The sequence below is a fragment of the Janthinobacterium sp. PLB04 genome (assembly GCF_021165895.1).
GTDB classification, from domain to species: domain Bacteria; phylum Pseudomonadota; class Gammaproteobacteria; order Burkholderiales; family Burkholderiaceae_D; genus Janthinobacterium; species Janthinobacterium lividum.
Genome location: NZ_CP088968.1, coordinates 1,856,156 through 1,882,069 on the forward strand (window position 1 = coordinate 1,856,156; position 25,914 = coordinate 1,882,069).

The following is a 25,914-nucleotide window of genomic DNA, read 5'->3' on the forward strand; positions in this document are numbered from 1 at the left end:
AATCCACTCACACTGACATGACCACCATGCATAACGACGACATTGACAGCAACTTTCCCGCCACCTTCACCTGGGGCGTGGCCACCAGCGCCTACCAGATCGAGGGCGCCGCCGCCATCGACGGCCGCGGCCCATCCATCTGGGATACCTTCAGCCACACGGATGGCAAGATCATCGACGGCAGCAATGGCGACGTGGCCTGCGACCACTATCACCGCTATGCCGAGGACGTGGAGCTGATCGCCAGCCTGGGCGTGAACGCCTACCGCTTTTCCATGTCCTGGTCGCGCGTGCAGCCGGCGGGTTCCGGCGCCTGGAACGAAGCGGGCTTCGACTTCTATGCGCGCCTGCTCGACGCCCTGGCCGCCAAGGGACTCGACGCCCATTTGACCCTGTATCACTGGGACTTGCCGCAAGCGCTGCAGGACGAGGGCGGCTGGCTCAATCGCGCCACCTGCTACCACTTCGCCGCCTATGCGGCCGAGGTGGCGCGCCGGTTCGGCCACAAGGTCGTCAGCATCGCCACCCATAACGAACCGTGGTGCACGGCCGTGCTGGGCCACGGCACGGGCCAGTTCGCTCCGGGCATGGCCGATCCGGCCGCCGCCGTGCAAGTGTCGCACCACTTGCTGCTGTCGCACGGCCTGGCCATGCAAGCCATGCGCACGGTGAATGCGCCGGCGAAGCTGGGCATCGTGCTCAATCAATGGACGGCCACGCCGGCCACCGACAGCGCCCAGGACCGCGAACTGGCCGAACTCGAATATGCACGCTCGGTGCAGTGGTATATGGACGCCATCTTCAAGGGCCGCTACCCGGCCCTGGCCCTGAAACACGCCGACGCTTCTGCTTTATCCATATTTGAAAACGATTTCATAGATATTAAACAGCCTATCGATTTCCTTGGCGTGAACTACTACACGCGCGCTTTCATGAGCGCCGAGACGCCGCCGCGCAAGCCCGACTGCAAGCTCGGGGTCAACGACATGGGCTGGGAAACCTATCCGCAAGGCTTGACGGAGCTGCTCGTTGGCCTGCACCGCGAATACCGGCTGCCGCCCGTCTACATCACGGAAAACGGCATGGCCGTTGCCGACAAGCCCGTCGACGGCAAGATTCATGACGAACCGCGCATCGAGTACGTGCAACTGCACCTGGACGCCTTGCGCGCCGTGATCGCGCAAGGCATCGACGTGCGCGGCTATTTCTACTGGAGCCTGATGGATAACTTCGAGTGGAACTCCGGCTACGCCAAGCGCTTCGGCATGCTGTACGTCGATTACGCCACGCAGCAGCGCAGTTTCAAGGACAGCGCCCTGTGGTACCGCGACTTCATCGCCGCGCAGCGCGCCGCGCATGCCGATGCGGCCGTCCTGGCCGGGGAGCACTGACATGGCCGCCATTTCCCTGCGCGGCATCCGCAAGACCTACGGCGACGGTCCGGAAATCGTCAAGGGCCTGGACCTTGATATCCATGACGGCGAATTCATGGTCTTCGTGGGACCGTCCGGCTGCGGCAAGTCGACCCTGCTGCGCATGATCGCGGGACTGGAAGACATCAGCGCGGGCCAGCTGCGCATCGGCGACCTGCTGGCCAACGACGTGGCGCCGGCGGAGCGGGGCATCGCCATGGTCTTCCAGAGCTACGCCCTGTATCCGCACATGACGGCGCGCGACAACATGGGTTTTGCCTTGAAACTGGCGGGCAAGGGGGAAGCCGAGGTGCGCGCTGCCGTCGGCAAGGTGGCCGAGATTTTGCAGATCACGCACCTGCTCGACCGCAAACCCAAGGCATTGTCCGGCGGCGAACGCCAGCGCGTGGCCATCGGCCGCTCCATCGTGCGCCAGCCCAAGGTATTCCTGTTTGACGAGCCGCTGTCCAACCTCGATGCATCGCTGCGCGTGCAGACGCGCATCGAGCTGGCCAAGCTGCACCAGGAACTGGGCACCACGATGATCTACGTTACGCACGACCAGGTCGAGGCCATGACCCTCGGCGACAGGGTCGCCGTCTTCCACGGCGGTCACCTGGAGCAGGTGGGCGCGCCCCTGGACCTGTACCGCCATCCGGCCAGCCAGTTCGTGGCCGGCTTCATCGGCGCGCTGCGCATGAATTTTTTGCCGTGCGCCGCCGTCCCGGCGCTGGCCAGCCAGCTCGGTGGCGAGGCGGGCATGCTGGTCGGCATACGTCCGGAACACCTGCGCCTGGTGCCGCGCGAGGAGGGCTACGGCGCCACCGTCACGCTGATCGAGCAGCTGGGCGATGCGCAAATCATCCACGCGACGCTCGATGGCGGTATTGACGGCAGACCGCATGCGGTGGCCATCAAGCTGCACGGCGAGGCGCGCCACGCGCTGGCGCAGGGCAGCGCCATCGGCTTTGCGCCGGAAGAAGGCCATGCCTTTCTATTCGACACGGCCGGGCGCGCCGTGGCTACCCATTGACCCCGCACGGAGGCGACATGACTTCAGATTGACACCCAAAAAATGTGCAGCAGTAGCCAAAGAGCTATGTGATCATCATTCAACCAGCGGTACAGGAGACAACAACAATGCAACAGCTCAAACGCAATACCATCGCCCTCAGCCTGGCGCATGCGACATTCGCCCAGTTCATCTTGCTGGGCAGCGGCGCCGCCATGGCCCAGGAAGCGGCAGCTACGGACGCGGCAAAACCGGCCTCAGAACAGATGGACCGCATCGTCGTCACGGCCACGCGCCGCAATACCTTCGTGCAGGAGACGCCGCTGGCCGTCACCGCCTTCAACCAGGACACCCTGCAAAACAACCAGGTCAAGGATCTGGCGTCGCTGGCAACCATGGTGCCCAGCCTCGTCGTCGAGCAGCATGGCGACTCGGGCGGCGTGCACGTCTACATGCGTGGTGTCGGCTCGGCCAACCACACGGAGCTGGGCGACCCGGCCGTCGCCTTTTATGTCGACGGCGTGTATTCGCCGCGTCCGCAGGGCGCCACGGCGCTGATGTATGACCTGTCGCACGTCGAGGTGGCGCGCGGACCGCAGGGCACCCTGAACGGCCGCAATTCCACGGCAGGCGCCGTCAACCTCGTGTCGGCCGCGCCGAGCACGGCCAAGTTCATGGGCTCGGCCGGCATCACGGTGGGCGACAAGCGCCATTTGCAGACGCAGGGCATGATCAATATCCCGTTTTCCGACGACGTGGCGCTGCGCATCGCCGCCATCAAGGATAGCCATGACGGCACGGTGGATTTCCGCCGCGGCTCGAACGTCATGCCGGGCACGGCCAAGTATGGCGCCGGCGACCAGATGGGCGTGCGCGCCTCGCTGCTGTGGAAGTTCACGCCGCAACTGCGCGGCACGTTCATCGCCGACTACTTCCTCGACCAGGGCGCCGGCAACGTGTATCTGGCGGCCGAACCGAAACGGGGCGAGAAGCTGCGCTCGGCCCTGATCGACACGCCGGGCACCCTCGACCAGTCGATTTTGACTTACAAGGGCAAGCTCAATTACAAGCCGACCGATGCGCTGGACTTCACCTACCTGGGCAGCTGGAGCCGCTACAAGCGCCAGAACAGCAACGATGCCGATGCGGGCCTGTTCCCCGGCTTCAAGTCGGAAAACCGCACCGACTGGGCGCAGTTCGACAGCTATTCGCACGAGCTGCAGGCGCGCTCGGACGACGATGCGCCGTTCCAGTGGGTAGCCGGCCTGTTCCTGTTCAATGAAAAGAACAAAGTGCGCTTCGATATCGACCGCAGCCAGATTTCGCAGGCCGCCGTGCAGCAGGATATCGCCAACGGCGCCGTGATCTTCGTGCAGCCGACCGTGGGCCAGTATGCCTCGTCCATGTCCTTCATCCAGGGCGACCGCCAGCTCAAATCAAAGGCCGTATTCGGCCAGGTCAGCCAGCAGTTGACGGACCAGATCAAGCTGACGGCCGGCGCGCGCTACACGAAAGACCATAAATTCGACGTCGGTGGCAAGAACTGGGCCTGCCCGAACTGGCCTGCCAACACGCCGCTGGGCACCACCGTGCTCACGCCCGATCAACTGGCGCAGCTGGTCACGCCGGGCACGGGCCTGGCCAACACGCACAATATCGGCCCCGGCGGCGCCATCACGGCGGCCACCTGCGGCAATACGCCGGGCGACAATACGGCCGACCTGAAATACGGCCAGGCCACCTGGCTGGGCCGCATCGAGTACAAGCTGCGCTCCGATATCCTGCTGTTCGGTTCCGTGACGACGGGTTTCCATTCGCCTGCCATCGGCGATGGCGGCGCCACCACCAAGCCGGAAAAGCTGACCAGCTATGAAATCGGCTTCAAGTCGGACCTGCTGAACCGCGAACTGACGCTGAACCTCGATGCTTTCCTGATGAAGTACAAGGACAAGCTCGAGTCGCAGGTGGTCAACAGCGTGCTGGCCAACTTCAATGCGGCCGGCGCCACCGTCAAGGGCCTGGAAGCGGAATGGGTGTGGCGGCCAACGAAGGTCGACCGCCTGACGGGCAACGCCACCTGGCTGAAAGCCGTGTATGACGACTTCATGTCGTGCGACGTCGATGCGGCGCGCGCGAATGGCCAGTCCTGCGGTTCGACGGCGCCATTGGTGAACGTGGGCGGCAGCACCATGAAGCATGCGCCGAAGTTTTCCACGACCGTCCAGTACGAGCATGATTTCAATGTCGCCGGCGGCCAGCTCACGCCGCGCGCCTCGGTGCATTATGAAACCATGTCGTATGTGGGCGCGGGCGCGTTCAACGGCGACGTGCCGGGCCATGCCGGCGTCAAGCGCCAGGAAGCCTACACGACCCTGGACCTGAGCCTGCGCTTCCAGCCGGCGAACAAGGCCTATACGGTGGAGGCGTTCGTGCAGAACGCCACGGACAAGGCGGTCAAGCTTGACGTCAATGAAATCTGCACGGACGTCGGCATGCCATGCCAGCCCACGCAGCAGATATACGGCGCCTTCTACAATGCGCCGCGCACCTTTGGCGCGCGCGTGTCGATGAAGTTCTGATGGCGTAGGGTGAAAGAGCAGTTGCAGTAGCAGTCCACTCAGTAGGGTAGGTGTTGGGCCGGGGAGCTTCCCCGGCCTTTTTTATTCCAGCGTTTATTCCAAACTCGCTTGCACGCTGGCGATGCCGATCTGCGCGCTGCCTTCGGCCAGGCGCACATTGACGTTCTGGCGCGCCTGCAGCTGCGCCGGCGAGCGCACGATCGCGCCTTTTTCATCGCGCAGGATGGCGTAGCCGCGTTCCAGGGTGCGCTGGGGATTCAACAGCTCCAGCTGCGCCGCCAGGCCGTCGAGGCGGTGGCGCCGCTGTCCCAGCTGCTGTGTCATGGCCGCGCCGCGGCGCCGCTGCATTTCTTCCAGGCGCGCGCGCGGCGCCGCGACGTCGGGCCGCAAGGCCGCCCAGCGCGCACGCAGGCGTTCGAGCGCGTACTGCGACTGGTTCACGGGCGCGCGCGCCGCATGCGTCATGGCTGTCGACAGGGCCAGCAGCTGCAAACGCTGCTGCTGCAGCTGCGCCTTCGGGTTGAGCAGGCGGCGGCTGTGGCGGTCCAGGGTCTGCGCCGCGTCGTCGAGGCTCCGGCGCATGGCGCGGCGCAGGTCGGCCGCATCGGCGCGCAGGGAAGCCATCCAGTCGGCGCGCGGCGTGGCCGCCAGTTCGGCCGCCGCTGTCGGCGTGGCTGCGCGCAGGTCGGCCGCGAAGTCGGCGATGGTGAAATCAGTCTCGTGTCCCACGCCGCTGATCACGGGCATGGAACAGTCGGCAATCGCATGGGCCACGGCTTCATCGTTGAACGACCACAAATCTTCGATACTGCCGCCGCCACGGCACACCAGCAGCACGTCGCACTCGGCCCTTGTGGATGCCGTGCGGATGGCGTGCGCGATCTTTTCCGGCGCCTGCTGCCCCTGGACGGGCGTGGGGTAGAGGATGATGGAGACGTGCGGCGCGCGGCGCTTGAGGGCGATCAGCACGTCGCGCAGGGCGGCCGCCTGCGGGCTGGTGACGATGCCGATGCTGCGCGCGAACATGGGGATGGCGCGCTTGCGTTCCTGGTCGAACAGTCCCTGCGCGGCCAGCTTTTCCTTCAGGCGCTGGAACGCTTCATACAGGGCCCCCACGCCGGCGCGGCGGATGGCTTCCACGTTGATCTGGTAATCGCCGCGCGCGCCGTACAGGGTGACGAGGGCGCGCACTTCCACCTTGTCGCCTTCGCGCGGCGTGAAGCCGGCAAACTGGGCGCGACCGCGGAACATCACGGCGCGCACCTGGGCGCCATCATCTTTTAATGTGAAATACCAGTGGCCGGACGCGGCGCGCGTGAAGTTGGAAATCTCGCCGGCGATCCACGTCAGGGGAAACGAGCGCTCGAGCAGGCGCGCGACGGCCTGGTTCAGGGTGCTGACGGTCAGCACGGGCGGGGCGGCAAAGCCGCTGTCAGTTGGAGTATCGGTCATCATCTGGTGCTATGGGGGAGGGAACTGTCCACATATTATCGGCGAGGTCATGCTTATGTCATATATCGTGCAAAACAACAAGTTCTATTTCTAAGTATTTGATTTCATGATGAATTCCTGTATGCCTGATTTGCGTGCACAGGGAAAAAAACCTTTAATATCAAGCACATCAGTAAAGCCCCTGCCACTTACGCACAAAGTTATCCACAGAAAGTGTGCGGAACTTTTTGCCTTGGACAAACGTTGCCTGACAAGCCAGCATTGAGCGATAAAAGTGCCGTGCTACATTTTTGCGCACGGAAATAAAGTGTATAGGAATCAAGCGCTTAGTATGCCATGCATGGCCTTGCGCACAATCTTATCCACAAAAAATGTGCAGAACTCTGGCACAGCGCCTGATTTATCCACTGGAACGCCCATGGCATGGCTTGCCTGAATTTTGCGCAGCATAAAAATAGCCATATAAATCAAGGGTATAGCATCACGCCGTACGCCTTGCTCACAATCTTATCCACAGAATGTGTGCAAAACTGCATAAACCGTTTCGCCTTTTCGCCTGCTTTTCCACTGCACGACCAGAGCATTCCTCTGCCTCATTTTTCAGCATTGAAAAAAACTCCTTTAAAATCAATGCTCTTACATGGAGTCAATCCGCTTGCTCACAATCTTATCCACACTTTATGTGTGGAACTGCCTTCACGCTTAAAAACTGCCGTGTTGAAGTGAAATCGGAGGCCGAAAACCCTGCTTTTCAGGCCGTGCTACATTTTTATGCATGGCAATAAAAACGATATAAATCAATGTACTTGGCGCCTATCTTTGAGCTTGCGCACAATCTTGTCCACAGATTGTGTGCAGAACTTTTACGGCTACTATGCCGCGTATCGCATGCCAGCTGCCACTTTTTTACTCATTGATTTAATTTCCTTTAAAATCAATGGCTTAATTGAATTACCGGGCTTTGCGCACAATCTTGTCCACAGTAAATGTGCAGAACTCTTCAGGTATTGATTTATTGATATTGACTACTGCCGTTAAGCTGCTATGCCTGTATTTTGCGCAGTTCTATAATCCACATATAAATCAAGGACTTGCCTGATGGACTTCATGCTTGCTCACAATCTTATCCACATAAAATGTGCAAAACTGGGCAGCGCGTGCCCGCCGCGCGGTGGGGACATGCGGGCGCCACTTGCCGCCGGCGCGGCAACGCGCTACATTGCGCCATTCCTGCGCGGACGTACAATCGGTCTTCGGCGCTCGGTACAATACAGGCTGTTCGGGCGGTCCATCGCCTTCCCTTTTCCAGGAGTTTCTTTTGCTCGCTATATTTCAAGCCGCTGGCTGGCCCATCTGGCTGTTGTTGATCGCTTCCATCGTCGCCCTGGCCCTGATCATCGAGCGCCTGCTGTATTTGCGCCGCGCCAAGATCCTGCCCCGCAAGCTGTTTGATGAAGTGGTGCAGGTGTATCGCAGCGGCAAGATCACGCCGGACACGGTGGCCAAGCTGGAAGACAACTCGCCGCTGGGCGTGGTGCTGGCCGCCGCCCTGCGCAACGTCGACGCGCCACGCGAGGTGATGAAGGAATCGATCGAAGAGGCGGGCAGCGGCGTGGCCCACACGCTGGAGCGTTTCCTGACGACCCTGGGCACCATCGCCACCCTGGCTCCACTGATGGGCCTGTTTGGCACGGTGGTGGGCATGATCGAAATCTTCGGCTCGCAAAACGCCAGCGGCTCCAATCCCGCACAGTTGGCCCACGGCATCTCGGTGGCCCTGTATAACACGGGCTTTGGCCTGGCCATCGCCATGCCGACCCTGGTCTTCTACCGCCATTTCCGCGCCCTCGTCGACAGCTTCGTCATTGACATGGAGCAGCAAGCGGTCAAGTTCGTCGACATCGTCCACAGTGGCCGCAAATGAACTTCCGCAAAGGCAAGGGGCGTGAAGATCCCGAAATCAATTTGATCCCGTTCATCGACGTGCTGCTGGTGATCCTGATCTTCCTCATGGTCAGCACCACCTACAGCAAGTTTACGGAGCTGCAGATCACCTTGCCGACGGCCGACGCCGAGCAAGCCAAGGAAAAGCCGCAGCAGATCGACGTCACCATCGATGCCAAGGGCAATTACACGGTCAACCGCGAGCCCGTCTCGTTCCGCGACGTGGCCGGCTTGGCCGACGCCCTGCAAAGCGCGGCCAAGGCAGCCAATGGCGGCAAGGCACCCGCGCAGACGCCGGTGGTGGTGGTCAACGCCGACCAGTTCGCCATGCACCAGATGGTCATCCACGTGATGGAAGCGGCGCGCCTGGCCGGCTATGAAAAGCTGACGTTTGCGGCGCAGGCGGGTGGCAAGTAAGGCCAACCTCCAACCCCAACCGAAGTGCCGGGGTCGGACCCTCAGGGTCTGACCCCAGGTGTCGATTTTGGGTTCCAATTTTAGTTGACACGCATGCCCACATCCTCTCCCGCCAAGCTTGAAACCACTCTTACCCGCGCCTGGCTGACGCGCGGCCCGCTGGCGTGCGCGCTGTGGCCCGTATCCCTGCTGTTCGGCGCCCTGAGCGCCGTGCGGCGCGGCCTGTATCGGGCCAAGCTCCTGAAATCCGCGCGCCTGCCCGTGCCTGTCGTCGTCGTCGGCAATATTTTTATCGGCGGCACGGGCAAGACGCCGCTGACGATCTGGCTGGTGCAAGCCTTGCGCGAGGCGGGCATGCGCCCGGGCGTCATTTCGCGCGGCCATGGCAGCGCCGACCGTTTGCCGCGCGCCGTCAGCGCCGCCTCCACGCCGCAGCAGGTGGGTGATGAGCCGCTGCTGATCTTCCAGCGCGGCGGCTGCCCCGTGATGGTGGGGCGCGACCGCGCGCAAGCGGGCAGGGCGCTGCTGGCCGCGCATCCCGACGTCGACGTGCTGGTGACGGACGACGGCTTGCAGCATTACGCCTTGCAGCGCGACGTGGAAATCGTGCTGTTCGACGGCCGCGGCGCAGGCAATGGCTGGCTGCTGCCGGCGGGGCCTTTGCGCGAATCGCCGCGCCGCCGGCGCGATGTGACGGTGATCAATGCGCCCGAGCTGACGCCGGCACTGGTGGCCAGGGCCGCGCCGCAGGGCGGGCTGGTGGTGCAGATGTTGCTGGCCGGTGGCGTGGCCGAGCGCCTGCTCGACCGCAGCGAGCGCATGCCTTTGGCGACCCTGGCGGCTGGCGGCCAGCGCATCGTGGCGGCGGCCGGCATCGGCAACCCCCAGCGTTTCTTTGCCATGCTGCGCGGGGCCGGATTGGACTTCATGGAATTGCCCCTGCCCGACCATCACGACTTCCTCGACCAGCCATTTGCGGCGCTCGACACGGATGTGATCTTGATCACCGAGAAGGATGCAGTAAAATGTGCGCAAATTGAACATCTCAAAGATGACCCGAGACTGTGGGTCGTCCCCGTCAGTGCGCGCATCGATAGCGCGCTGGCCCAACAAATTGTGGAGAAATGTCGTGGACGCTCGACTGCTTGATATCCTGGTCTGCCCTGTTTGCAAGGGTCCGCTTGAACACGATAAGAAGGCGCAGGAACTGATTTGCCGCGCCGACCGCCTGGCCTATCCGATCCGCGATGGCATCCCGATCATGTGGGCGGACGAAGCGCGCACCCTGCAAGACGCAGTGGAATAACGATGGCGTTCATCGTCATCATCCCGGCCCGCCTGGCCTCGACGCGCCTGCCGGGCAAGCCGCTGGCTGACCTGGGCGGCAAGCCCATGGTGGTGCGCGTGGCCGAGCAGGCCGCCTTGTCGGGCGCCGCGCGCGTCATCGTCGCCACCGACCATGACAGCATCCGCGCCGCCTGCGCCGCGCATGGCGTGGAAGTGTGCATGACGCGCAGCGATCATCCGTCGGGCACGGACCGCATCGCCGAAGTGGCGCGCACGCTCGATTTGCCGTTGGACGCCATCGTCGTCAACCTGCAGGGCGACGAGCCCCTGATCGATCCGGGCCTGCTGGCCGCCTGCGCGGCGCAGATCAGCGCTGCCGTCCCAATGGCCACCTGCGCCCATCCGCTGCACGATGTGCAGGATGCGTTCAACCCGAACGTGGTGAAGGTCGTGCTGGACAAGAATGGCCGCGCCTTGTATTTCTCGCGCGCCACCATCCCGTGGCACCGCGACGGTTTCGCGCAATCGAAAGACAGCCTGCCGGCTGGCTACGTGCCGCTGCGCCATATCGGCCTGTATGCGTACAGCAATGCGTTCTTGCAAGAATATCCGCAATTGTCCGCTTCGCCGCTGGAAGCCATCGAGGCGCTGGAGCAGTTGCGCGTGCTGTGGCACGGTGTGGCCATCGCCGTGCATGTCACGGACTCGGCGCCAGCCGCCGGTGTCGACACGCCGGAAGATCTTGCCAGGGTGCAAGCCCACTACGGCGCCCTGTAAGCGCTACCCGCAAAACGGCAGGCGTGCAAATATAATTTTGTGCGCCTGCAGTAAAAACCACATTTTGAAACGTGCGTCGCGCGAATTGCTGGCTTTGATCAATCAGGGCATAGCAATTCGATAGCAAACTGGCGTTCCGGGGTTTTTTTGTGGTAAGTTTCGTAGGGAAAGATAGCCTTAGCAACACCATCTAAAAATAATTACACATACCACCATCCAAAATCTGTTTTTTAGGAACTTTTCAATGCGTCTGATACTTTTAGGAGCACCCGGTGCCGGCAAGGGCACCCAAGCTAATTTCATCAAAGAAAAATACAACATTCCACAAATCTCCACGGGCGACATGCTGCGCGCGGCGATCAAGGAAGGCACGGAACTGGGCCTGGCTGCGAAAAAAGTCATGGATGCGGGCGGCCTCGTGTCGGACGACATCATGATCGGCCTGGTCAAGAACCGCCTGCAGGAAGCCGATTGCGCCAATGGCTACCTGTTCGACGGCTTCCCGCGCACCATCGCGCAAGCGGATGCCATGAAAGATGCCGGCATCAATGTCGACTACGTGCTGGAAATCGACGTGCCTGACGCGTCGATCATCGAGCGCATGGATGGTCGCCGCAGCCACCCGGGTTCGGGCCGCGTCTACCACGTCAAATTCAATCCGCCCAAGGTCGACGGTATCGACGACATCACCGGCGAACCGCTGATTCAGCGCGACGACGACAAGGCGGAAACGGTCAAGAAGCGCCTGGACGTGTACCACAACCAGACCAAGGTCTTGCTGGGCTACTACAATGACTGGGCCAAGTCCGGCCTGCCAGGCGCACCGAAATACCGCCGCATCGCCGGCGTCGGTCCGGTCGAGCAAATCCGCGACAGCGCATTTGCCGCCCTGGCGGAATAAGCAGTTTATGAAAAGCGGACCTGAGTGTCCGCTTTTTTTGTGCCCGCTTTTCAGCAGCGGTGCCACATCGTTTTCGTAGTTCAGGTTTTTTGCAGGTCGTGTTTTCCTGGCTGCGCGTGCCTACCCGGTGCGGTCTGCAGCTGTTGGCAATGACGTCGGATAAAAACAGAAGGGGACGATATGGCAGCCAGTTTGTGGTTTGCGGTAGCCTGCGGCGTGGTCGCAGTCATTTACGGTTTGGTGTCGCGCAGCTGGATCCTGAGGCAGGATCCCGGCAACGCGCGCATGCAGGAAATCGCCCTGGCCATCCAGCAGGGTGCGGCCGCCTACCTGGCGCGCCAGTACCGCACCATCGCCATCGTCGGCGTGGTGCTCCTGATCGCCATCTATGCGTTGCTTGGCCTGCATACGGCACTGGGTTTCCTGATCGGCGCCGTGCTGTCGGGCGCCTGCGGCTTCATCGGCATGAATGTCTCCGTGCGGGCCAATGTGCGCACGGCGCAGGCGGCCACCCTGGGCATCAACCAGGCGCTGAACGTGGCCTTCAAGGGCGGGGCGATCACCGGCATGCTGGTGGTGGGACTGGGCTTACTGGGCGTGACCCTGTTCTACTGGCTGCTGGTGACGACGGGCGCGCCCGGCCTGACCCAGCATGACCTGATCAAGCCCCTGATCGGCCTGGCCTTCGGCGCCTCGCTCATTTCCATCTTCGCGCGTCTGGGCGGCGGCATCTTCACCAAGGGCGCCGACGTGGGCGCGGACCTGGTGGGCAAGGTGGAGGCGGGCATACCCGAGGATGATCCGCGCAACCCTGCCGTCATCGCCGACAACGTGGGCGACAACGTGGGCGACTGCGCCGGCATGGCGGCCGACCTGTTCGAAACCTATGTCGTGACCCTGATCGCCACCATGCTGCTGGGCGCCTTGCTGATGGCCGAGGCCAGCGGCACGGCCATCCTCTATCCGCTGCTGCTGGGTGCTGTCTCCATCCTCGCCTCCATCGTCGGCTGCTCGATGGTGAAGACCAAGCCGGGCGCGAAAATCATGTCGGCACTGTACACGGGCCTGTGGTGGGCCGCCGGCCTGTCGCTGGTCGGCTTTGCCGTCGTCACGTGGCTGCTGTGGCCCGATGACGCCATGCGCTACAAGATGCTGGGCGCCACCGTCGTCGGCATCGTCCTCACGGGCCTGATGGTGTACATCACCGAGTACTACACGGGCACGGACTTCAAGCCCGTGCGCCACATCGCCGAAGCGTCGACGACGGGCCACGGCACGAATATCATCGCCGGCCTGGGCGTGTCGATGAAATCCACTGCGTATCCGGTGCTGGCCGTCTGCGTCGCCATCCTCGTTTCGTACCAGCTGGCGGGCCTGTACGGCATTGCCATCGCGGCCACCTCGATGCTGTCGATGGCGGGCATCATCGTCGCGCTCGACGCATATGGCCCCATCACGGATAACGCGGGCGGCATCGCCGAGATGTCGGGCCTGCCCGACTCCGTGCGCGCCATCACCGATCCGCTCGACGCCGTCGGCAACACCACCAAGGCCGTTACCAAGGGCTATGCCATCGGCTCGGCCGGCCTGGCCGCGCTGGTGCTGTTTGCCGACTACACGCATGCGCTCGAATCCGTGGGCCAGCACATCACCTTTGATTTGTCGAACCCCATGGTCATCGTTGGCCTGTTCATCGGCGGGCTGATACCGTATCTGTTCGGCGCCATGGCGATGGAAGCCGTGGGCCGCGCGGCCGGCGCCGTGGTGGTGGAAGTGCGGCGCCAGTTCCGCGACATCAAGGGCATCATGGAAGGCACGGCGCGGCCCGAATACGACAAGGCCGTCGACATGCTGACGGCGTCGGCCATCCGCGAAATGATCGTGCCCTCGCTGCTGCCCGTGGTGGTGCCCATCGTGGTGGGCATGCTGCTGGGGCCAGCGGCGCTCGGCGGCCTCTTGATGGGAACCATCGTCACGGGGCTGTTCGTGGCCATTTCCATGACGACGGGCGGCGGCGCCTGGGACAATGCGAAGAAATACATCGAGGATGGCCATTTCGGCGGCAAGGGTTCCGATGCGCACAAGGCGGCCGTCACGGGCGACACAGTGGGCGATCCGTACAAGGATACGGCCGGTCCGGCAGTCAATCCCTTGATCAAGATCATCAATATCGTGGCCCTGCTGCTGGTGCCGCTGCTGCCGGCCACGGGCTGGCTGGCGGTCAAGGCGCCGGCACCCATCCATGCGCCCGTGCCGCCCATCCTGGCGCCGGCGACACCGGCGCAGGTCTTGCCGGCGCAGTAAGGCAGCGCACTCACGCGCAACAGCCCCGCAGCCAGCGGGGCTGTTTTTCTGTGCACACGCGAAACTTTCCTGCCATCCGTATCCCTCGCGTATCAACGGTGAGCATTTGTTACCCTGCCTTTGACTTCCGGCCGCAGCGACCAATAATGGAGTGATAGTCACCGTTGATGGTGCATGGCGGGAGGATGTCATGGACAGCAAGTACAAGAGACGTGGCGTGGGGCTGGTGCTGCTGGTGGTGGGACTGGCGCTCAGCGGCGCCGCCGCGGCCGGGCCTGGCGGACACGGTGGACGTGGCGGGCATGGCGCGCACATGGGGCACGGCCAATTCCATGGCCACCATGGTCATCACGGCCACTTTCACGGCCGCCCGCAGGTGGGCGTATGGCTGGGATCGTCGTGGGGCTATGGGCCGGGCTGGTATGGCGACCCGTGGTATGGCTATCCCTACCGTTATCCGTATGGCCGCACGCTCATCGTGCCGCCGCCGCCCGTGTATATCGAGCAGGGTGGCGTACCGACGGCGCAGAGGTGGTATTACTGCGCGCGGCCGCAGGGCTATTATCCGTATGTGAAAAATTGCCTGACGCCATGGCGCGCAGTGGCGTCCTTGGGCGGACGCTGAGACGCGGGAGGCCGCCGGCATGAACAGGAACGGGTGGTGAAGGGCGACGCCCATGCTGGCAGCGTGCCGGCCAACGCCGGCACGCTGCCGCCCCCTTATCAAGTCTTACAGCCAGGCCTTAAAAACGCGACGTCAGGCCGACGAACATGCGGCGTCCCGGCACGTAATAGTCGACCAGTCCATCGGCCATCGGCCCCTTCTTGAACAGGTTCTGCACGCCGCCACGCACGGTCCACTGTGGCGTGACCTTGTACGACACGACGGTGTCGACGATGGTGTAGGCTTTTTCGGCCAGCTTGCCGGCATCGAGTTCCTTGCCCGTGTACTGGGCCGATACTTCGCCGAACAGCTGGTCGTTGACTTGCCAGCCCAGCGCCGAGTACCACGACAGTTTTGGCGTGGACAGCAGGTTGGCTCCCGTGGTCAGGTTCTTCGCTTCCGCCATGTAGGTGACGTTGTTACGCCAGTTCAGGTTTTTCGTCAGCGGGATGGTGGCCGTCGCTTCCAGGCCGCTGGTGCGCGCCTTCTGGATATTCGTCATCTTGGTCCACCAGCGTTTCTGGTAAAAGCCCAGCGGCGCATAGTCGATCTTGTTCTTGAAATCCGTGTGGAAGTAGGTCAGGCCCACATCCCAGCCATTCTGTTCCCACGCCACGCCGATCTCGCCGGCCGTGCTCGTTTCCGGTTTCAAGTCCGCATTGCCAGCCATGTAGCAGGAGCCGGTGATGTAGCCCAGCGGTTTCAGGCTGCCGCAACCGCGTCCGCCCGAGTTGGTCGCTGCCGCTGGCGAGTTTTCCTTCAGGCTCGGGGCGCGGAAGCCTTGCGAAATGCCGCCCTTGATGGTCCAGGCCGGGGCAGGGTGGTACACGAGGTACAGGCGCGGGCTGTAGTGGTTGCCGAACTTGCTGTGGTGGTCGAGGCGCAGGCCAGCCGTGGCCGTCAGGTTTTCGCGCAGGAACAGCTGGTCTTCCGCAAACAGGGCCGAGGTGGTGCCCGACAGGGTCGCGCCGCTCACGGGGTTGCCCAGGTAATCGGTGGGCACGGTGCCGATGGTGTCCGTGTTCGTCAGCTCCTGGTGCTTCCACTGGCCGCCCATCACCAGCATTTGCTCGATGCCGCCCCAGCCGACCCGTTTTTCCAGGCTGGCGTCCAGGGTGCTGTCCTTGGATTTCGCCACCGTGCCGACGACTTCGTTGTCGAAATCGTTGTGGTACAGATTGACCGTCGCCTTGCCGAAGTCCCAGCGGCCTTCGTAGCCGAGGCTGACGCTCTTGCGTATCAGTTTGTTGGCGCCCCAGCTGTAGACCAGCGGCTCGCCATCCGCATCATGCGCGCTCGAATCGCTGGCTTCCTGCCTGCCATAGCTGGCGTCCAGCGACAGGTTCTGTTTCTTGTCCAGCGCCCAGCTCAGCTGGCCCGAGACAGTCTGGTTGCGTTCGCCGCCCATGCCACCCGCTTTGTCGAATTTTTTATCGGCGTTCTGGCGCGACTGGCTCACGCCCAGGCGCATGCCGACCGTGTCCGACAGGGGGCCGGCCAGGTTTACGCCCAGCTGGTGCGCCGTGCCGCGGTCACTGTCCTGCGGCTGCGTGTAGTTGGCCGTGGCCGAACCGTTCCATTTGCCCGGCACCTTGCGCGTGATGATGTTGATCACGCCGCCCATGGCGTCCGATCCGTACAACGAGGACATGGGGCCACGCACCACTTCGATACGTTCGATCATGTCGGGCGAAATCCAGTTCAAGTCCTGGCGGCCCAGGTCGGGACGGTAAGCCGTGTCGGCCGAGCTGCCCACGCGCTTGCCATCGACCAGGATCAGCGTGTATTTGTCGGGCAAGCCGCGCAGCTTGATCTTCGACGCCTCGCCTTCAGGGCTGGTGCCGCCCGTCACGCCGGGGATACGGCGCAGCAGCGTGTTCAAGTCATACACGGGCTGGCGTTCGATTTCCTCGCGCGTGATGACGCTGATACTGGCCGGCGCATCCTTGATATCGATGGCCGTGCCCGACGCGGTGACGACCACCGTATTCATGGTGGGATCGGCGGCCACATTGCCTTCGGCCCAGGCATTGCTGACGGCCAGCGACAGCAGGCAGGGCAGGAGCAGGGCGGCGGAATGAATGGAGCGGGCGGGAGTGGCGACGGGGGCTACGGAGACGGAACTACGCTTGGTCATGATGAACTTTCCGGATATTGTTATTTCCTGGCTGCCTTCCGGGTGGCTCGGGTATAAATGAGTGAAAAGATAATAAATTGCGCTCTCACTCCACTAATGAGAATAAGAATCGTTCTTATTGTAATGCCATGCTGGCAAGAAAGAAAGTACTGAAAGGAAATAAAACACCGTTACCGGACGCGCATCGGCGGTGTGCGGCACCAGCAAGCGTGAGTAATTGTTACCTTGCTGGCATCTGGCGCGGCATGTGCCAATAATGAAAACCGGGCGATGGATGCGTTGGGAGAGGGCATGAAGCGGATGACAAAAAGCATAGTGGCGCTGGCTTGCGGCATGTCGGTATCGGCTGGCGGCCATGCCTGGGCGCAGCAGCAGGCGTCCGAGTCCTTGCCCGTGTGCCAGCTCGACCCGCGCGACAGCAGCAAGCTGGCGGTGGAACCATGCCGCCCGGCGCCGCCCGTGCAGCCGCGCCGTTCCGTGGCGCAGGTGATCGGCCGCATGCCGGCGCAATCCGTGCCGCCCGTCGTGCCCATGGCGCCCCTGTCGCCCAGCCCGGCTGTACCGATGCCGCGCGCGCCGCAGCCCATCGGTGCATGCGATACGGGCGGTTGCCGCGACTCTGCCGGCACGCGCTATAACGGCGCGGGCAATGCCACGCTCGATGCCAACGGGCGCATCTGCCACCGCAACGGCGCTTTCATCCAGTGTTTTTAACGTTCTCATTCGCCAGCGCTGCAAGTTTTCGCTCGGTGCCCGCAAAAATGGCTACAATTGTCGCCGACATTACGTTTACGTAAACGTAATAGCGCGTAATAGCGCGTAACGATGGCATCGTGCATCCACCATCAGGCGCCGGGAACACGGCCCTTATCACTCAGGAGATTTCATGCAGATTCAGGACAATGTATTCATCATCACGGGCGGCGCATCGGGCCTGGGCGCGGCCACGGCGCGCATGCTGACGGCAGCCGGCGGCAAGGTCGTGCTGGCCGACGTGCAGACGGAGGCGGGCCAGGCGCTGGCCGCGGAGTTGAACGGCGTGTTCGTGCAGTGCGACGTGACCTCGGAAGAAGACGGCCTGGCCGTGGTGGCCGCCGCAAGCCAACTGGGTACCTTGCGCGGCCTGGTCAACTGCGCCGGCGTGGCGCCGGCCGTGAAAACCGTGGGCAAGGACGGCCCGCATCCGCTGGCCCTGTTCCAGAAGGTCGTCAACATCAACCTGGTGGGTACCTTCAATATGTGCCGCCTGGCGGCCGACGCCATGGCCAAGCAGGATGCCACCGTTGAAGGCGAGCGCGGCGTCATCATCAACACGGCTTCCGTGGCGGCCTACGATGGCCAGATCGGCCAGGCCGCGTATGCGTCGTCGAAGGCGGCCGTGGTGGGACTGACCCTGCCGATGGCGCGCGACCTGTCGCGCAACGGCATCCGCGTGATGACGGTGGCGCCCGGCATTTTCGAAACGCCGATGCTGCTCGGCATGCCGGCCGAAGTGCAGGATGCGCTGGGCAAGATGGTGCCGTTCCCTTCGCGCCTGGGCAAGCCCGGCGAGTACGCGCAACTGGTGAAAGCCATCGTGGAAAACGTCATGCTCAATGGCGAGACGATTCGTTTGGACGGCGCCATTCGCATGCAACCGAAATAAGCCTGGCGTGATTTGATGTAGGATACCCCCGTATGGGGCGTACAGCCTTGCCTGGCTGTGCGCCCTTTTTTTATCGGAGAATCCATGATCACATTGAAGCCGCTGGCGCTGAGCCTGACCTTGCTGGGAGCCCTGGCTGCCAGTCCCGTATTTGCCGAGGTGCCGCAAAAGGCGCCGGAAATCGCCACCGCGTATGCGGAAAAATCGGGTTGGGCAGCGCAGAAATTCATGGTCGCCGCCGCCAATCCGCTGGCCGCCGATGCGGGCTACCAGATGCTGAAAAAGGGCGGCAGCGCCATCGACGCGGCCATCGCCACGCAGTTGGTCCTGACCCTGGTCGAACCGCAGTCGTCGGGTATCGGCGGCGGCGCCTTCCTGCTGTATTCCACGGCCAAGGGCGTGCAGGCGTTCGACGGACGCGAAACGGCCCCTGCTAGCGCCGATGAACACCTGTTCCAGAATGCGGACGGCAGCCCCGTCTCGCGCGCCACGGGCGTGGTGGGCGGGCGTTCCGTGGGCGCGCCGGGCGTGCTGCGCATGCTGGAACTGGCGCACAAGGAACACGGCAAGCTGCCGTGGGCGACCCTGTTCGGCCCCGCCATCAAGCTGGCGCACGGCGGCTTTCCCGTCAGCCAGCGCCTCAACGGCCTATTGAATTGGGACCAGGCATTGAAGCGCGACCCTGTCGCCGCCGCCTATTTCTATGACAAAGAGGGCAAGGCCTGGCCCGTCGGCCACGTGCTGAAAAACCCGCAGTTGGCGCGCACCCTGCGCGAGATCGCCCGTGGCGGCGCCGACGCTTTTTACCAGGGCCGCATCGCGCGCGACATCGCCGCCAAGGTGGCGGTGCATCCGACCAATCCGGGCAAACTGACGGCGCAAGATATTTCCGGCTACCGGGCCAAGGTGCGTGAACCCGTCTGCAGCGATTACAAGGCATGGACCGTGTGCGGCATGCCTCCGCCATCGTCGGGCGGCATCGCCATCGCGCAGATGCTGGGCATGCTGGAAGTGAAGGATATCCGGCCGTATGCGCCCGTAGACGGCGTGCTCGATGCGCAAGCGATCCACCTGTTCTCGGAAGCGGGGCGCCTGGCCTACGCGGACCGCAACCGATACGTGGCCGACACGGACTTCGTGCCGCTGCCGGGCAACGGTATCGCCTCGATGCTCGATAAAACCTATCTGGCGCAGCGCGCCTCGCTGATCGGCGACAAATCCATGGGCAAGGCCATGCCCGGCACGCCGCCCGGCATGCAGGTGGCGTGGGGCATGGACAACGCCTTGCAGCGCCCGTCGACCTCGCACCTGGTGGCCGTGGACGCTTTTGGGGGCGGCCTGTCGATGACCACCAGCGTGGAAGACGCGTTCGGCTCGCGCCAGATGGTCGACGGCTTTTTGCTGAATAACCAGCTGACGGATTTCTCGTTCGATTCGCGCGACGCGGACGGCCCGATTGCCAACCGGGTCGAGGCGGGCAAGCGTCCGCGCAGCGCCATGTCGCCCACCCTCGTGTTCGAGAAGGGCACGCACAAGCTGGTGCTGGCGACGGGTTCGCCCGGCGGCTCGTCCATCATCAATTATGTCGCCAAGGTCCTGGTCGGCACCATGGACTGGGGGATGAACGTGCAGCAGGCGATCAACCTGCCGAACTTTGGCAGCCGCAACGGCCCGACGGAACTGGAAAAGGGCCGCGCGCCTGCCGCGCAAGTCGAGGCGCTGCAAGCCATGGGCCACGAGGTGCGCGTCATCGAACAGAATTCCGGCTTGCAGGGCATCATGCGCCTGAATGCGCATGGCAAGGATTTCTGGTTTGGCGGCGCCGACCCACGCAGGGAAGGCATGGTGCGCGGCGACTGAAATTTCCACAAAGTATCAAGACCCTGCTAATCTGCCGGCATGGGAATGCAAAATAAAACAGGCTTGATACTGACGGGAGGAGGCGCCCGTGCCGCCTACCAGGTGGGCGTGCTGCAGGCGATTTCAGCGATTCTGTGGGAAGCGGGCTGGGCGCCGGCGCGCAACCCGTTCGACATCATCTGCGGCACCTCGGCCGGCGCCATCAACGCCACGGCGCTGGCCTGCCGCGCGGATAACTTCGGCGAAGGCGTGCAAAAGCTGCTCGACGTGTGGCAGCACATCGAAGTCGAGCAAGTGTATCGGGCCGATTCACTGGGCGTGATCCGCTCGGGCGCGCGCTGGCTGTCGCTGCTGTCGTTCGGCTGGCTGCTGCGCCAGTGGCATGCGTCGCCGCCCAGTTCCCTGCTCGACAATACCCCGCTGGTCAGCCTGCTGCACCGCATGCTCGACTTGCCGCGCCTGGACGCGGCCCTGGCTGACGGCTTGCTGCATGCGCTGGCCGTGACGGCGTCGTCGTATTCGGGCAGCCGCCACATGACGTTTTACCAGACGGCCGAGGATATCGCGCCGTGGGTGCGCACGCAGCGCCTGGCCCTGCCGGACCAGATCGGCGTGGAGCACTTGCTCGCCTCGGCCGCCATCCCCTTCATCTTTCCTGCCGTGCCTTTGTATGTGGGCGGCCAGCGCGAGTACTGCGGCGATGGTTCCATGCGCCAGCTGGCGCCGATCTCGCCGGCGATCCACCTGGGCGCGAACAAGGTGCTGGTGGTGGGCGCGGGGCGCATGACGGAACCGGCGCCCGCCGCCTCCGAGGCGGCGCGCTACCCGAGCCTGGCGCAGATCGCCGGCCATGCGCTGTCGTCGATCTTCCTCGATGGCCTGGCCGTCGACATCGAGCGTCTGAACCGCATCAACCTGACCCTGTCGATGCTGCCGCCCGAATTACTGGGCAAGACGGCCTTGCGGCCGGTGGAATTGCTGGTCATCGCGCCGTCCGAACGGCTCGACGCCATCGCCAGCCGGCATATCGGCAGTCTGCCCCGTCCCATCCGCACCATGTTGTCGGGCATCGGCGCGGCAGAAGCGCGCGGCGCGGCGCTGGCATCGTATTTATTGTTCGAATCGACGTATACTAACGAGCTGATCCGTCTTGGACAGCGCGATACGCAAGCCCGCAAGGATGATGTCCTGGCGTTCTTTGGTTCCTGAGACGGCCCTTGGAGCGGCGTGCGGGTTTTTCGCGTTTTTTTTGACAGGACGATTGTGCTGGTATTTCGACGTGTTTACGATGTTGCCTTACTGTTAATTCTGCTGCTGGGCGGCCCGGCTGCGGCGGCGCCTGCGCCCACCCTGCGTTTCGACCAGCTCAGCGTCGACCAGGGCCTGGCGCAGGAATCGGTGCTGGCCATCGCCCAGGACCGGCAGGGCTATATGTGGTTCGGCAGCCAGTCTGGCTTGAGCCGCTACGATGGCTACCGCATGGTCGTCTACAAGAATATCGAAGGCGACAAGACCAGCCTGGCCGACAACTGGGTGGGCGAACTGCATGTCGACAGCCAGGGCCAGTTGTGGGTGGGTACCGACAATGGCCTGGACCGCTTCGATGCCGCCAGCCAGACCTTCATCCATTACGTCCCGGCCGAAAAGAGCAAGCGCGGTAACGGCAACCGGCATATCCACGCCATTCTCGAAGATGGCGCGCGCGGCTTCTGGATCGCCACCTCGGACGGCTTGCAGCATTTCGATCCCGCCACGGGCGTCTTCCGTACCTGGCACCATGAAGAGGGAAACCCGCACAGCCTGGGCGACAATGAAATCAAGGCGCTGGCGCTGGACGCGCAGCAGCGCCTGTGGATCGGCACGGTAACGGGCCTGGACATGCTGGCACCGGGCAGCGAGCGCTTCGAGCATTTTGCCGTCGACACGGAGCCCGGCTCGAAGTACAACGTGATCCAGTCGCTGCTGATCGACCGCCAGCAGAACCTGTGGATCGGCACCATGGCCGGCGCCGAGCGCTGGCGCCTGGGCGCCGCCGGCCAGCCGCCGCAGGCAAGAGTGCGCTTCGGTGAGAAAAATGGCTTTTCCGCCATCCGCGTCGCCAGCCTGTACCAGGATGTCGACGCCACTGTCTGGCTGGGCAGCAATGCCGATGGCCTGTTCCGCTGGCTGCCCGAGAGCGACACCTTCCTGCAGTACCGGCATCAGACGGGCGACAAATTCAGCGTCGCCGATAACCAGCTGTCGTCGCTGTACCGCGACCGCGCCGGCACCTTCTGGGTCGGCTCCTGGTACAACGGCGTGAGCCGGGTCGACCTGGGCAGCGGCGGCTTTTCGCGCATGGCGCGCGCGCCCGGCGATGTGGGCGCGCTGGCGGACAAGAAAGTGCGCGCCGTGGCCGACGCGGGCAATGGCAAGCTGTGGCTGGCCACCAAGGGCGGCCTGAAACTGTATGACACGCGCGACGGCAGCTCGCGCCTGTTCGACCTGCGCAGTTCTCCCGGCATGTCGCGCGACGAACAGGTCACCACCCTGTACAAGGCGCCGGACGGCACCCTGTGGGTGGGCGGCTCGACGGGCTTGCACCGCTTCGATCCGGCACTGGGGCGCTTCTTTACCATGCGCTTTGCCGCCGGCGACCCGAACAGCGACACCATCCGCAATATCGTGAGCGACCGCAGCGGCATGCTGTGGGTCTCGACGCGGGGTGGCGTGCACCGCTTCGACCCCGTCACCAAGCGCTTCACCACCTACCGCCACGACCCGGCCAACCCGAACAGCCTGTCCGACAACATGGTGCGGCCCGTGCTGGAAGATGGCAAGGGGCGCCTGTGGATCGGTTCCTTCCACGGTCTGGACTTGCTGGACCGCGCCAGCGGCCACTTCCGCCATTTCCGCCACGATCCGCAAAACCCGCATAGCCTGAGCCACGATGAAGTGCATTTCCTGCACGAAGACAAGCGCGGCGTGCTGTGGGTGGGCACGGCCAATGGCTTGAACCGCATGGACGTCGATGCCAAGGGCGAGATCCGTTTCCGGCGCTTCCTGCGCAAGGATGGCATGGCCGACGACGCCGTCGCCAGCATCCTCGGCGACGACAACGAGCAGCTGTGGCTGAGCACGAATAGCGGCATCACGCGGCTCGACATGCGCAGCGGCCTGTTTCGCAACTACGACAGCGCCGATGGCACGGTGGAAGGCTCGTACTTCGATGGCGCGGCCTTGCGCGCCTCGGACGGGACCATGTATTTCGGCGGCTTCAACGGCATGACGGCGTTCGTGCCGCAGGATATCCACGACAACCGCGTGCCGCCGCTGGTGGCCATCACGGAACTGCAGATATTCAACAAGCCGGTGGCCATCGGCCGCGGCGAGTTCGCGCACGTGCTCAAGGCGGCCATCGACCACACGCGCAACCTCGTGCTGACCAGCCGCGAAAGCGTCTTTTCGCTGGAATTCGCGGCCCTGCATTTCGCCGCGCCCCAGCGCAACATGTTCGCCTACCGGCTCGAAGGCTTCGACCAGGACTGGGTCATGACGGATGCGGGGCGGCGCTTTGCCACCTATACCAACCTCGATGCCGGCAACTACGTGTTTCGCGTCAAGGCGGCCAACAAGGACGGCGTCTGGAACGAGAGCGGCGCCACCCTGGCCATCACGATCCTGCCGCCGTTCTGGAAAACCTGGTGGTTCCGCACCCTGATGGCGGTGCTGCTGCTGGGCGCCATCTATGGCGCCTACCGCCAGCGCGTGCGCGCGCTGCGGCATCAACAGAATGAACTGGAAAAGCAGGTCAGCGAACGCACGGCCGAGTTGCAGAGCAAGGAAATCGAAGTGCTGGCCCAGTCGGAAAAGCTGGCGCAAGTGAACAGCAGCCTGACGAAAAACGAGGAAAGCCTGCGCCAGGCCAAGCGCAAGGCCGAGGATGCGACGCGCCAGAAGTCGGAATTTTTGGCCAACATGAGCCACGAGATGCGCACGCCGCTGGCCGGCGTGATCGGCATGCTGGGCTTTGCCCTGCGCGACGAGCAGCTGCACGACGCCACGCGCGAGCAGATCCTGCGCGGCCAGGCCAACGCCCAGTCGCTGCTGGTGATCATCAATGACTTGCTCGATTTTTCCAAGATCGAGGCGGGCAAGCTGAGCATCGAAAACATCGACTTCGCGCTCGGCGCGGCAATCGAGACGGTCGTCAGCCTGTTCGAGGAGCAGGCGGCCGCGCGCAGCATCGGTTTCTCCATCGACTTTGCGCCCGACCTGCCGCCCTTCGTGGTGGGCGACCCGACCCGCTTGCGCCAGGTGCTGGTCAACCTGGTCGGCAATGCCTTCAAGTTCACCCAGCGCGGCGGCGTCAGCGTGTGCGTCGAGCGCGCCGGCGTGGCCAGCGGCAGCGGCGGACGCAAGGTCAACCTGATCCGCTTCACCGTCAGCGACAGCGGCATCGGCATCGATGCGGAAGCCATGGCGCGGCTGTTCCAGAAGTTCGAGCAGGCCGACGCCAGCACCACGCGGCGCTACGGCGGCACGGGACTGGGCCTGGCGATCTGCCGCCAGCTGGTCGAACTGATGGATGGCGAGATCGAGGTGGCCAGCACGCCGGGGCAGGGCAGCACGTTTGCCTTCACCTTGCCGTTGGCCGATGGCGTGGCGCCGCCGCTGGTGCCGCAGGTGGCGCTGGCGCCGCACAGCCACCAGCTGCGCGTGCTGTGTGCGGAAGACTTCCCCACCAACCAGATCATCATCCGCGTCATGCTCGAAGAGCTGGGGCACCGGGTCGACGTGGTCGCCAACGGCGTGCTGGCGGTGGCGGCCTGCGTGCATACGCGCTATGACCTGATCCTGATGGACGGGCGCATGCCGGAGATGGATGGGGCGACGGCGACGCGCCTGATCCGCGTGGGCGGCTGGCCGGACCAGCCCGTGCGCGACCAGGAACTGATGATCGTGGCCCTGACGGCGAATGCCAGCGAAGAAGACCGCAGCCGCTATCTCGGCGTCGGCATGGATGATTTCCTCAGCAAGCCCGTGGACGAGGCGGCGCTGCATGGCTTGCTGGCGCGCGCCATCGAGCGCCAGCTGCAGCGCGGCTTCATGTTGCCGCGCATGCCGTCGAACGTGCCGCGCGGCGCGGCGCGGGGGCAGGCCGAACTCGATGCCCTGTTCGGCATCGCGCCGGCGATTCCCGTTCCGGCGCCGTCCCAGTCCATCCGCAGCGGCGAACTGCAACGGCGCATCCGCGTCGCCTTTGTCGCCGACCTGGAGGGACGCCTGCGTGAACTCGATGCCGCCCTGGCGGCGCAGGACAAGGAAAACGCCGGGCGCCTGCTGCACGGTTTGAAGGGCAGCGCCGCCTATCTCGATGAAACGCAGCTGCACATGCTGTGCACGGAAATGGAAGAGGCGGCGGACGGCGGGCGCTGGACGCAAGTGGCCGTGCATTTGCCGCAATTGCGCGCACTGTTGGCGCAAATAGCCGTTTCGGGCAAGGAAATGTAAAATAGGCAATGCCGGCCATCGAGCGCGCGG

Annotated in this window: 18 protein-coding genes; 16 read left to right on the plus strand and 2 right to left on the minus strand. The window is 63.7% G+C overall.

Going from position 1 to position 25,914, the window contains the following annotated elements:
• Positions 1-17: 17 nt before the first annotated feature.
• From LSO07_RS08090 to LSO07_RS08100, 3 genes are all read left to right on the plus strand, one after another.
• Positions 18-1,391 (plus strand): GH1 family beta-glucosidase, encoded by a 1,374-nt coding sequence (locus LSO07_RS08090; RefSeq protein WP_151093227.1) that lies wholly within the window; start codon positions 18-20, stop codon positions 1,389-1,391.
• Position 1,392: 1 nt separating this feature from the next.
• A complete protein-coding gene (locus LSO07_RS08095) occupies positions 1,393-2,445 on the plus strand; it encodes an ABC transporter ATP-binding protein (RefSeq protein ID WP_151093229.1) in 1,053 nt (350 codons plus the stop codon).
• Between the two features lie 107 nt (positions 2,446-2,552).
• Positions 2,553-5,003 carry a TonB-dependent receptor gene (locus LSO07_RS08100; RefSeq protein WP_151093231.1) on the plus strand — a complete coding sequence of 817 codons (2,451 nt, stop codon included), beginning with the start codon at positions 2,553-2,555 and terminating at the stop codon, positions 5,001-5,003.
• 93 nt (positions 5,004-5,096) lie between these two features.
• Here LSO07_RS08100 and xseA read toward each other — a convergent pair whose 3' ends face one another.
• Positions 5,097-6,458 carry an exodeoxyribonuclease VII large subunit gene (gene xseA / locus LSO07_RS08105; RefSeq protein ID WP_151093233.1) on the minus strand — a complete coding sequence of 454 codons (1,362 nt, stop codon included), beginning with the start codon at positions 6,456-6,458 and terminating at the stop codon, positions 5,097-5,099.
• A gap of 1,315 nt (positions 6,459-7,773) precedes the next feature.
• Here xseA and LSO07_RS08110 point away from each other — a divergent pair.
• From LSO07_RS08110 to LSO07_RS08145, 8 genes are all read left to right on the plus strand, one after another.
• Positions 7,774-8,379, plus strand: a complete 606-nt coding sequence (locus tag LSO07_RS08110) for a MotA/TolQ/ExbB proton channel family protein (protein ID WP_070224614.1) — start codon at positions 7,774-7,776, stop codon at positions 8,377-8,379.
• Positions 8,376-8,816, plus strand: a complete 441-nt coding sequence (locus LSO07_RS08115; RefSeq protein ID WP_070253518.1) for an ExbD/TolR family protein — start codon at positions 8,376-8,378, stop codon at positions 8,814-8,816. Before LSO07_RS08110 ends, LSO07_RS08115 begins: the two co-directional genes overlap by 4 nt.
• 93 nt (positions 8,817-8,909) lie before the next feature.
• Positions 8,910-9,965: a tetraacyldisaccharide 4'-kinase gene (gene lpxK, locus LSO07_RS08120; protein WP_151093235.1), complete on the plus strand. Its 1,056-nt coding sequence runs from the start codon at positions 8,910-8,912 to the stop codon at positions 9,963-9,965.
• Complete coding sequence (locus LSO07_RS08125; RefSeq protein ID WP_010395789.1) at positions 9,946-10,122, plus strand: Trm112 family protein; 177 nt, start codon at positions 9,946-9,948, stop codon at positions 10,120-10,122. Before lpxK ends, LSO07_RS08125 begins: the two co-directional genes overlap by 20 nt.
• Positions 10,123-10,124: 2 nt before the next feature.
• On the plus strand, positions 10,125-10,880 hold the full coding sequence (gene kdsB, locus LSO07_RS08130) for a 3-deoxy-manno-octulosonate cytidylyltransferase (RefSeq protein ID WP_151093237.1): 756 nt from the start codon (positions 10,125-10,127) through the stop codon (positions 10,878-10,880).
• Between the two features lie 244 nt (positions 10,881-11,124).
• On the plus strand, positions 11,125-11,781 hold the full coding sequence (gene adk / locus LSO07_RS08135) for an adenylate kinase (protein WP_034782090.1): 657 nt from the start codon (positions 11,125-11,127) through the stop codon (positions 11,779-11,781).
• 180 nt (positions 11,782-11,961) lie between these two features.
• A complete protein-coding gene (locus tag LSO07_RS08140; protein WP_151093239.1) occupies positions 11,962-14,085 on the plus strand; it encodes a sodium-translocating pyrophosphatase in 2,124 nt (707 codons plus the stop codon).
• 190 nt (positions 14,086-14,275) lie between these two features.
• Positions 14,276-14,710: a hypothetical protein gene (locus tag LSO07_RS08145; RefSeq protein WP_225317212.1), complete on the plus strand. Its 435-nt coding sequence runs from the start codon at positions 14,276-14,278 to the stop codon at positions 14,708-14,710.
• Positions 14,711-14,828: 118 nt separating this feature from the next.
• Here LSO07_RS08145 and LSO07_RS08150 read toward each other — a convergent pair whose 3' ends face one another.
• A complete protein-coding gene (locus tag LSO07_RS08150) occupies positions 14,829-16,886 on the minus strand; it encodes a TonB-dependent receptor domain-containing protein (RefSeq protein WP_151093241.1) in 2,058 nt (685 codons plus the stop codon).
• 291 nt (positions 16,887-17,177) lie between these two features.
• Between LSO07_RS08150 and LSO07_RS08155 the strand changes: the two genes are divergently transcribed.
• The 5 genes from LSO07_RS08155 (at position 17,178) to LSO07_RS08175 (ending at position 25,884) form a co-directional block, all read left to right on the plus strand.
• A complete protein-coding gene (locus LSO07_RS08155; RefSeq protein WP_208672456.1) occupies positions 17,178-17,600 on the plus strand; it encodes a hypothetical protein in 423 nt (140 codons plus the stop codon).
• Positions 17,601-17,772: 172 nt separating this feature from the next.
• On the plus strand, positions 17,773-18,531 hold the full coding sequence (locus LSO07_RS08160) for a 3-hydroxyacyl-CoA dehydrogenase (RefSeq protein ID WP_151093245.1): 759 nt from the start codon (positions 17,773-17,775) through the stop codon (positions 18,529-18,531).
• Positions 18,532-18,615: 84 nt separating this feature from the next.
• A complete protein-coding gene (gene ggt, locus LSO07_RS08165; protein ID WP_151093247.1) occupies positions 18,616-20,391 on the plus strand; it encodes a gamma-glutamyltransferase in 1,776 nt (591 codons plus the stop codon).
• Between the two features lie 39 nt (positions 20,392-20,430).
• Positions 20,431-21,600, plus strand: a complete 1,170-nt coding sequence (locus LSO07_RS08170; RefSeq protein WP_034751717.1) for a patatin-like phospholipase family protein — start codon at positions 20,431-20,433, stop codon at positions 21,598-21,600.
• A 54-nt stretch (positions 21,601-21,654) separates the two neighbouring features.
• Positions 21,655-25,884 (plus strand): hybrid sensor histidine kinase/response regulator, encoded by a 4,230-nt coding sequence (locus tag LSO07_RS08175; RefSeq protein ID WP_225317213.1) that lies wholly within the window; start codon positions 21,655-21,657, stop codon positions 25,882-25,884.
• Positions 25,885-25,914: the final 30 nt, after the last annotated feature.

Coding starts and splice junctions, on each gene's coding strand:
- lpxK (WP_151093235.1), top strand. CDS start 8,910: ATGCCCACATCCTCTCCCGCCAAGCTTGAAACCACTCTTACCCGCGCC.
- LSO07_RS08170 (WP_034751717.1), top strand. CDS start 20,431: ATGGGAATGCAAAATAAAACAGGCTTGATACTGACGGGAGGAGGCGCC.
- kdsB (WP_151093237.1), top strand. CDS start 10,125: ATGGCGTTCATCGTCATCATCCCGGCCCGCCTGGCCTCGACGCGCCTG.
- LSO07_RS08155 (WP_208672456.1), top strand. CDS start 17,178: ATGAAGCGGATGACAAAAAGCATAGTGGCGCTGGCTTGCGGCATGTCG.
- LSO07_RS08160 (WP_151093245.1), top strand. CDS start 17,773: ATGCAGATTCAGGACAATGTATTCATCATCACGGGCGGCGCATCGGGC.
- ggt (WP_151093247.1), top strand. CDS start 18,616: ATGATCACATTGAAGCCGCTGGCGCTGAGCCTGACCTTGCTGGGAGCC.
- LSO07_RS08095 (WP_151093229.1), top strand. CDS start 1,393: ATGGCCGCCATTTCCCTGCGCGGCATCCGCAAGACCTACGGCGACGGT.
- LSO07_RS08150 (WP_151093241.1), bottom strand. CDS start 16,886: ATGACCAAGCGTAGTTCCGTCTCCGTAGCCCCCGTCGCCACTCCCGCC.
- LSO07_RS08140 (WP_151093239.1), top strand. CDS start 11,962: ATGGCAGCCAGTTTGTGGTTTGCGGTAGCCTGCGGCGTGGTCGCAGTC.
- LSO07_RS08090 (WP_151093227.1), top strand. CDS start 18: ATGACCACCATGCATAACGACGACATTGACAGCAACTTTCCCGCCACC.
- adk (WP_034782090.1), top strand. CDS start 11,125: ATGCGTCTGATACTTTTAGGAGCACCCGGTGCCGGCAAGGGCACCCAA.
- xseA (WP_151093233.1), bottom strand. CDS start 6,458: ATGATGACCGATACTCCAACTGACAGCGGCTTTGCCGCCCCGCCCGTG.
- LSO07_RS08145 (WP_225317212.1), top strand. CDS start 14,276: ATGGACAGCAAGTACAAGAGACGTGGCGTGGGGCTGGTGCTGCTGGTG.
- LSO07_RS08100 (WP_151093231.1), top strand. CDS start 2,553: ATGCAACAGCTCAAACGCAATACCATCGCCCTCAGCCTGGCGCATGCG.
- LSO07_RS08115 (WP_070253518.1), top strand. CDS start 8,376: ATGAACTTCCGCAAAGGCAAGGGGCGTGAAGATCCCGAAATCAATTTG.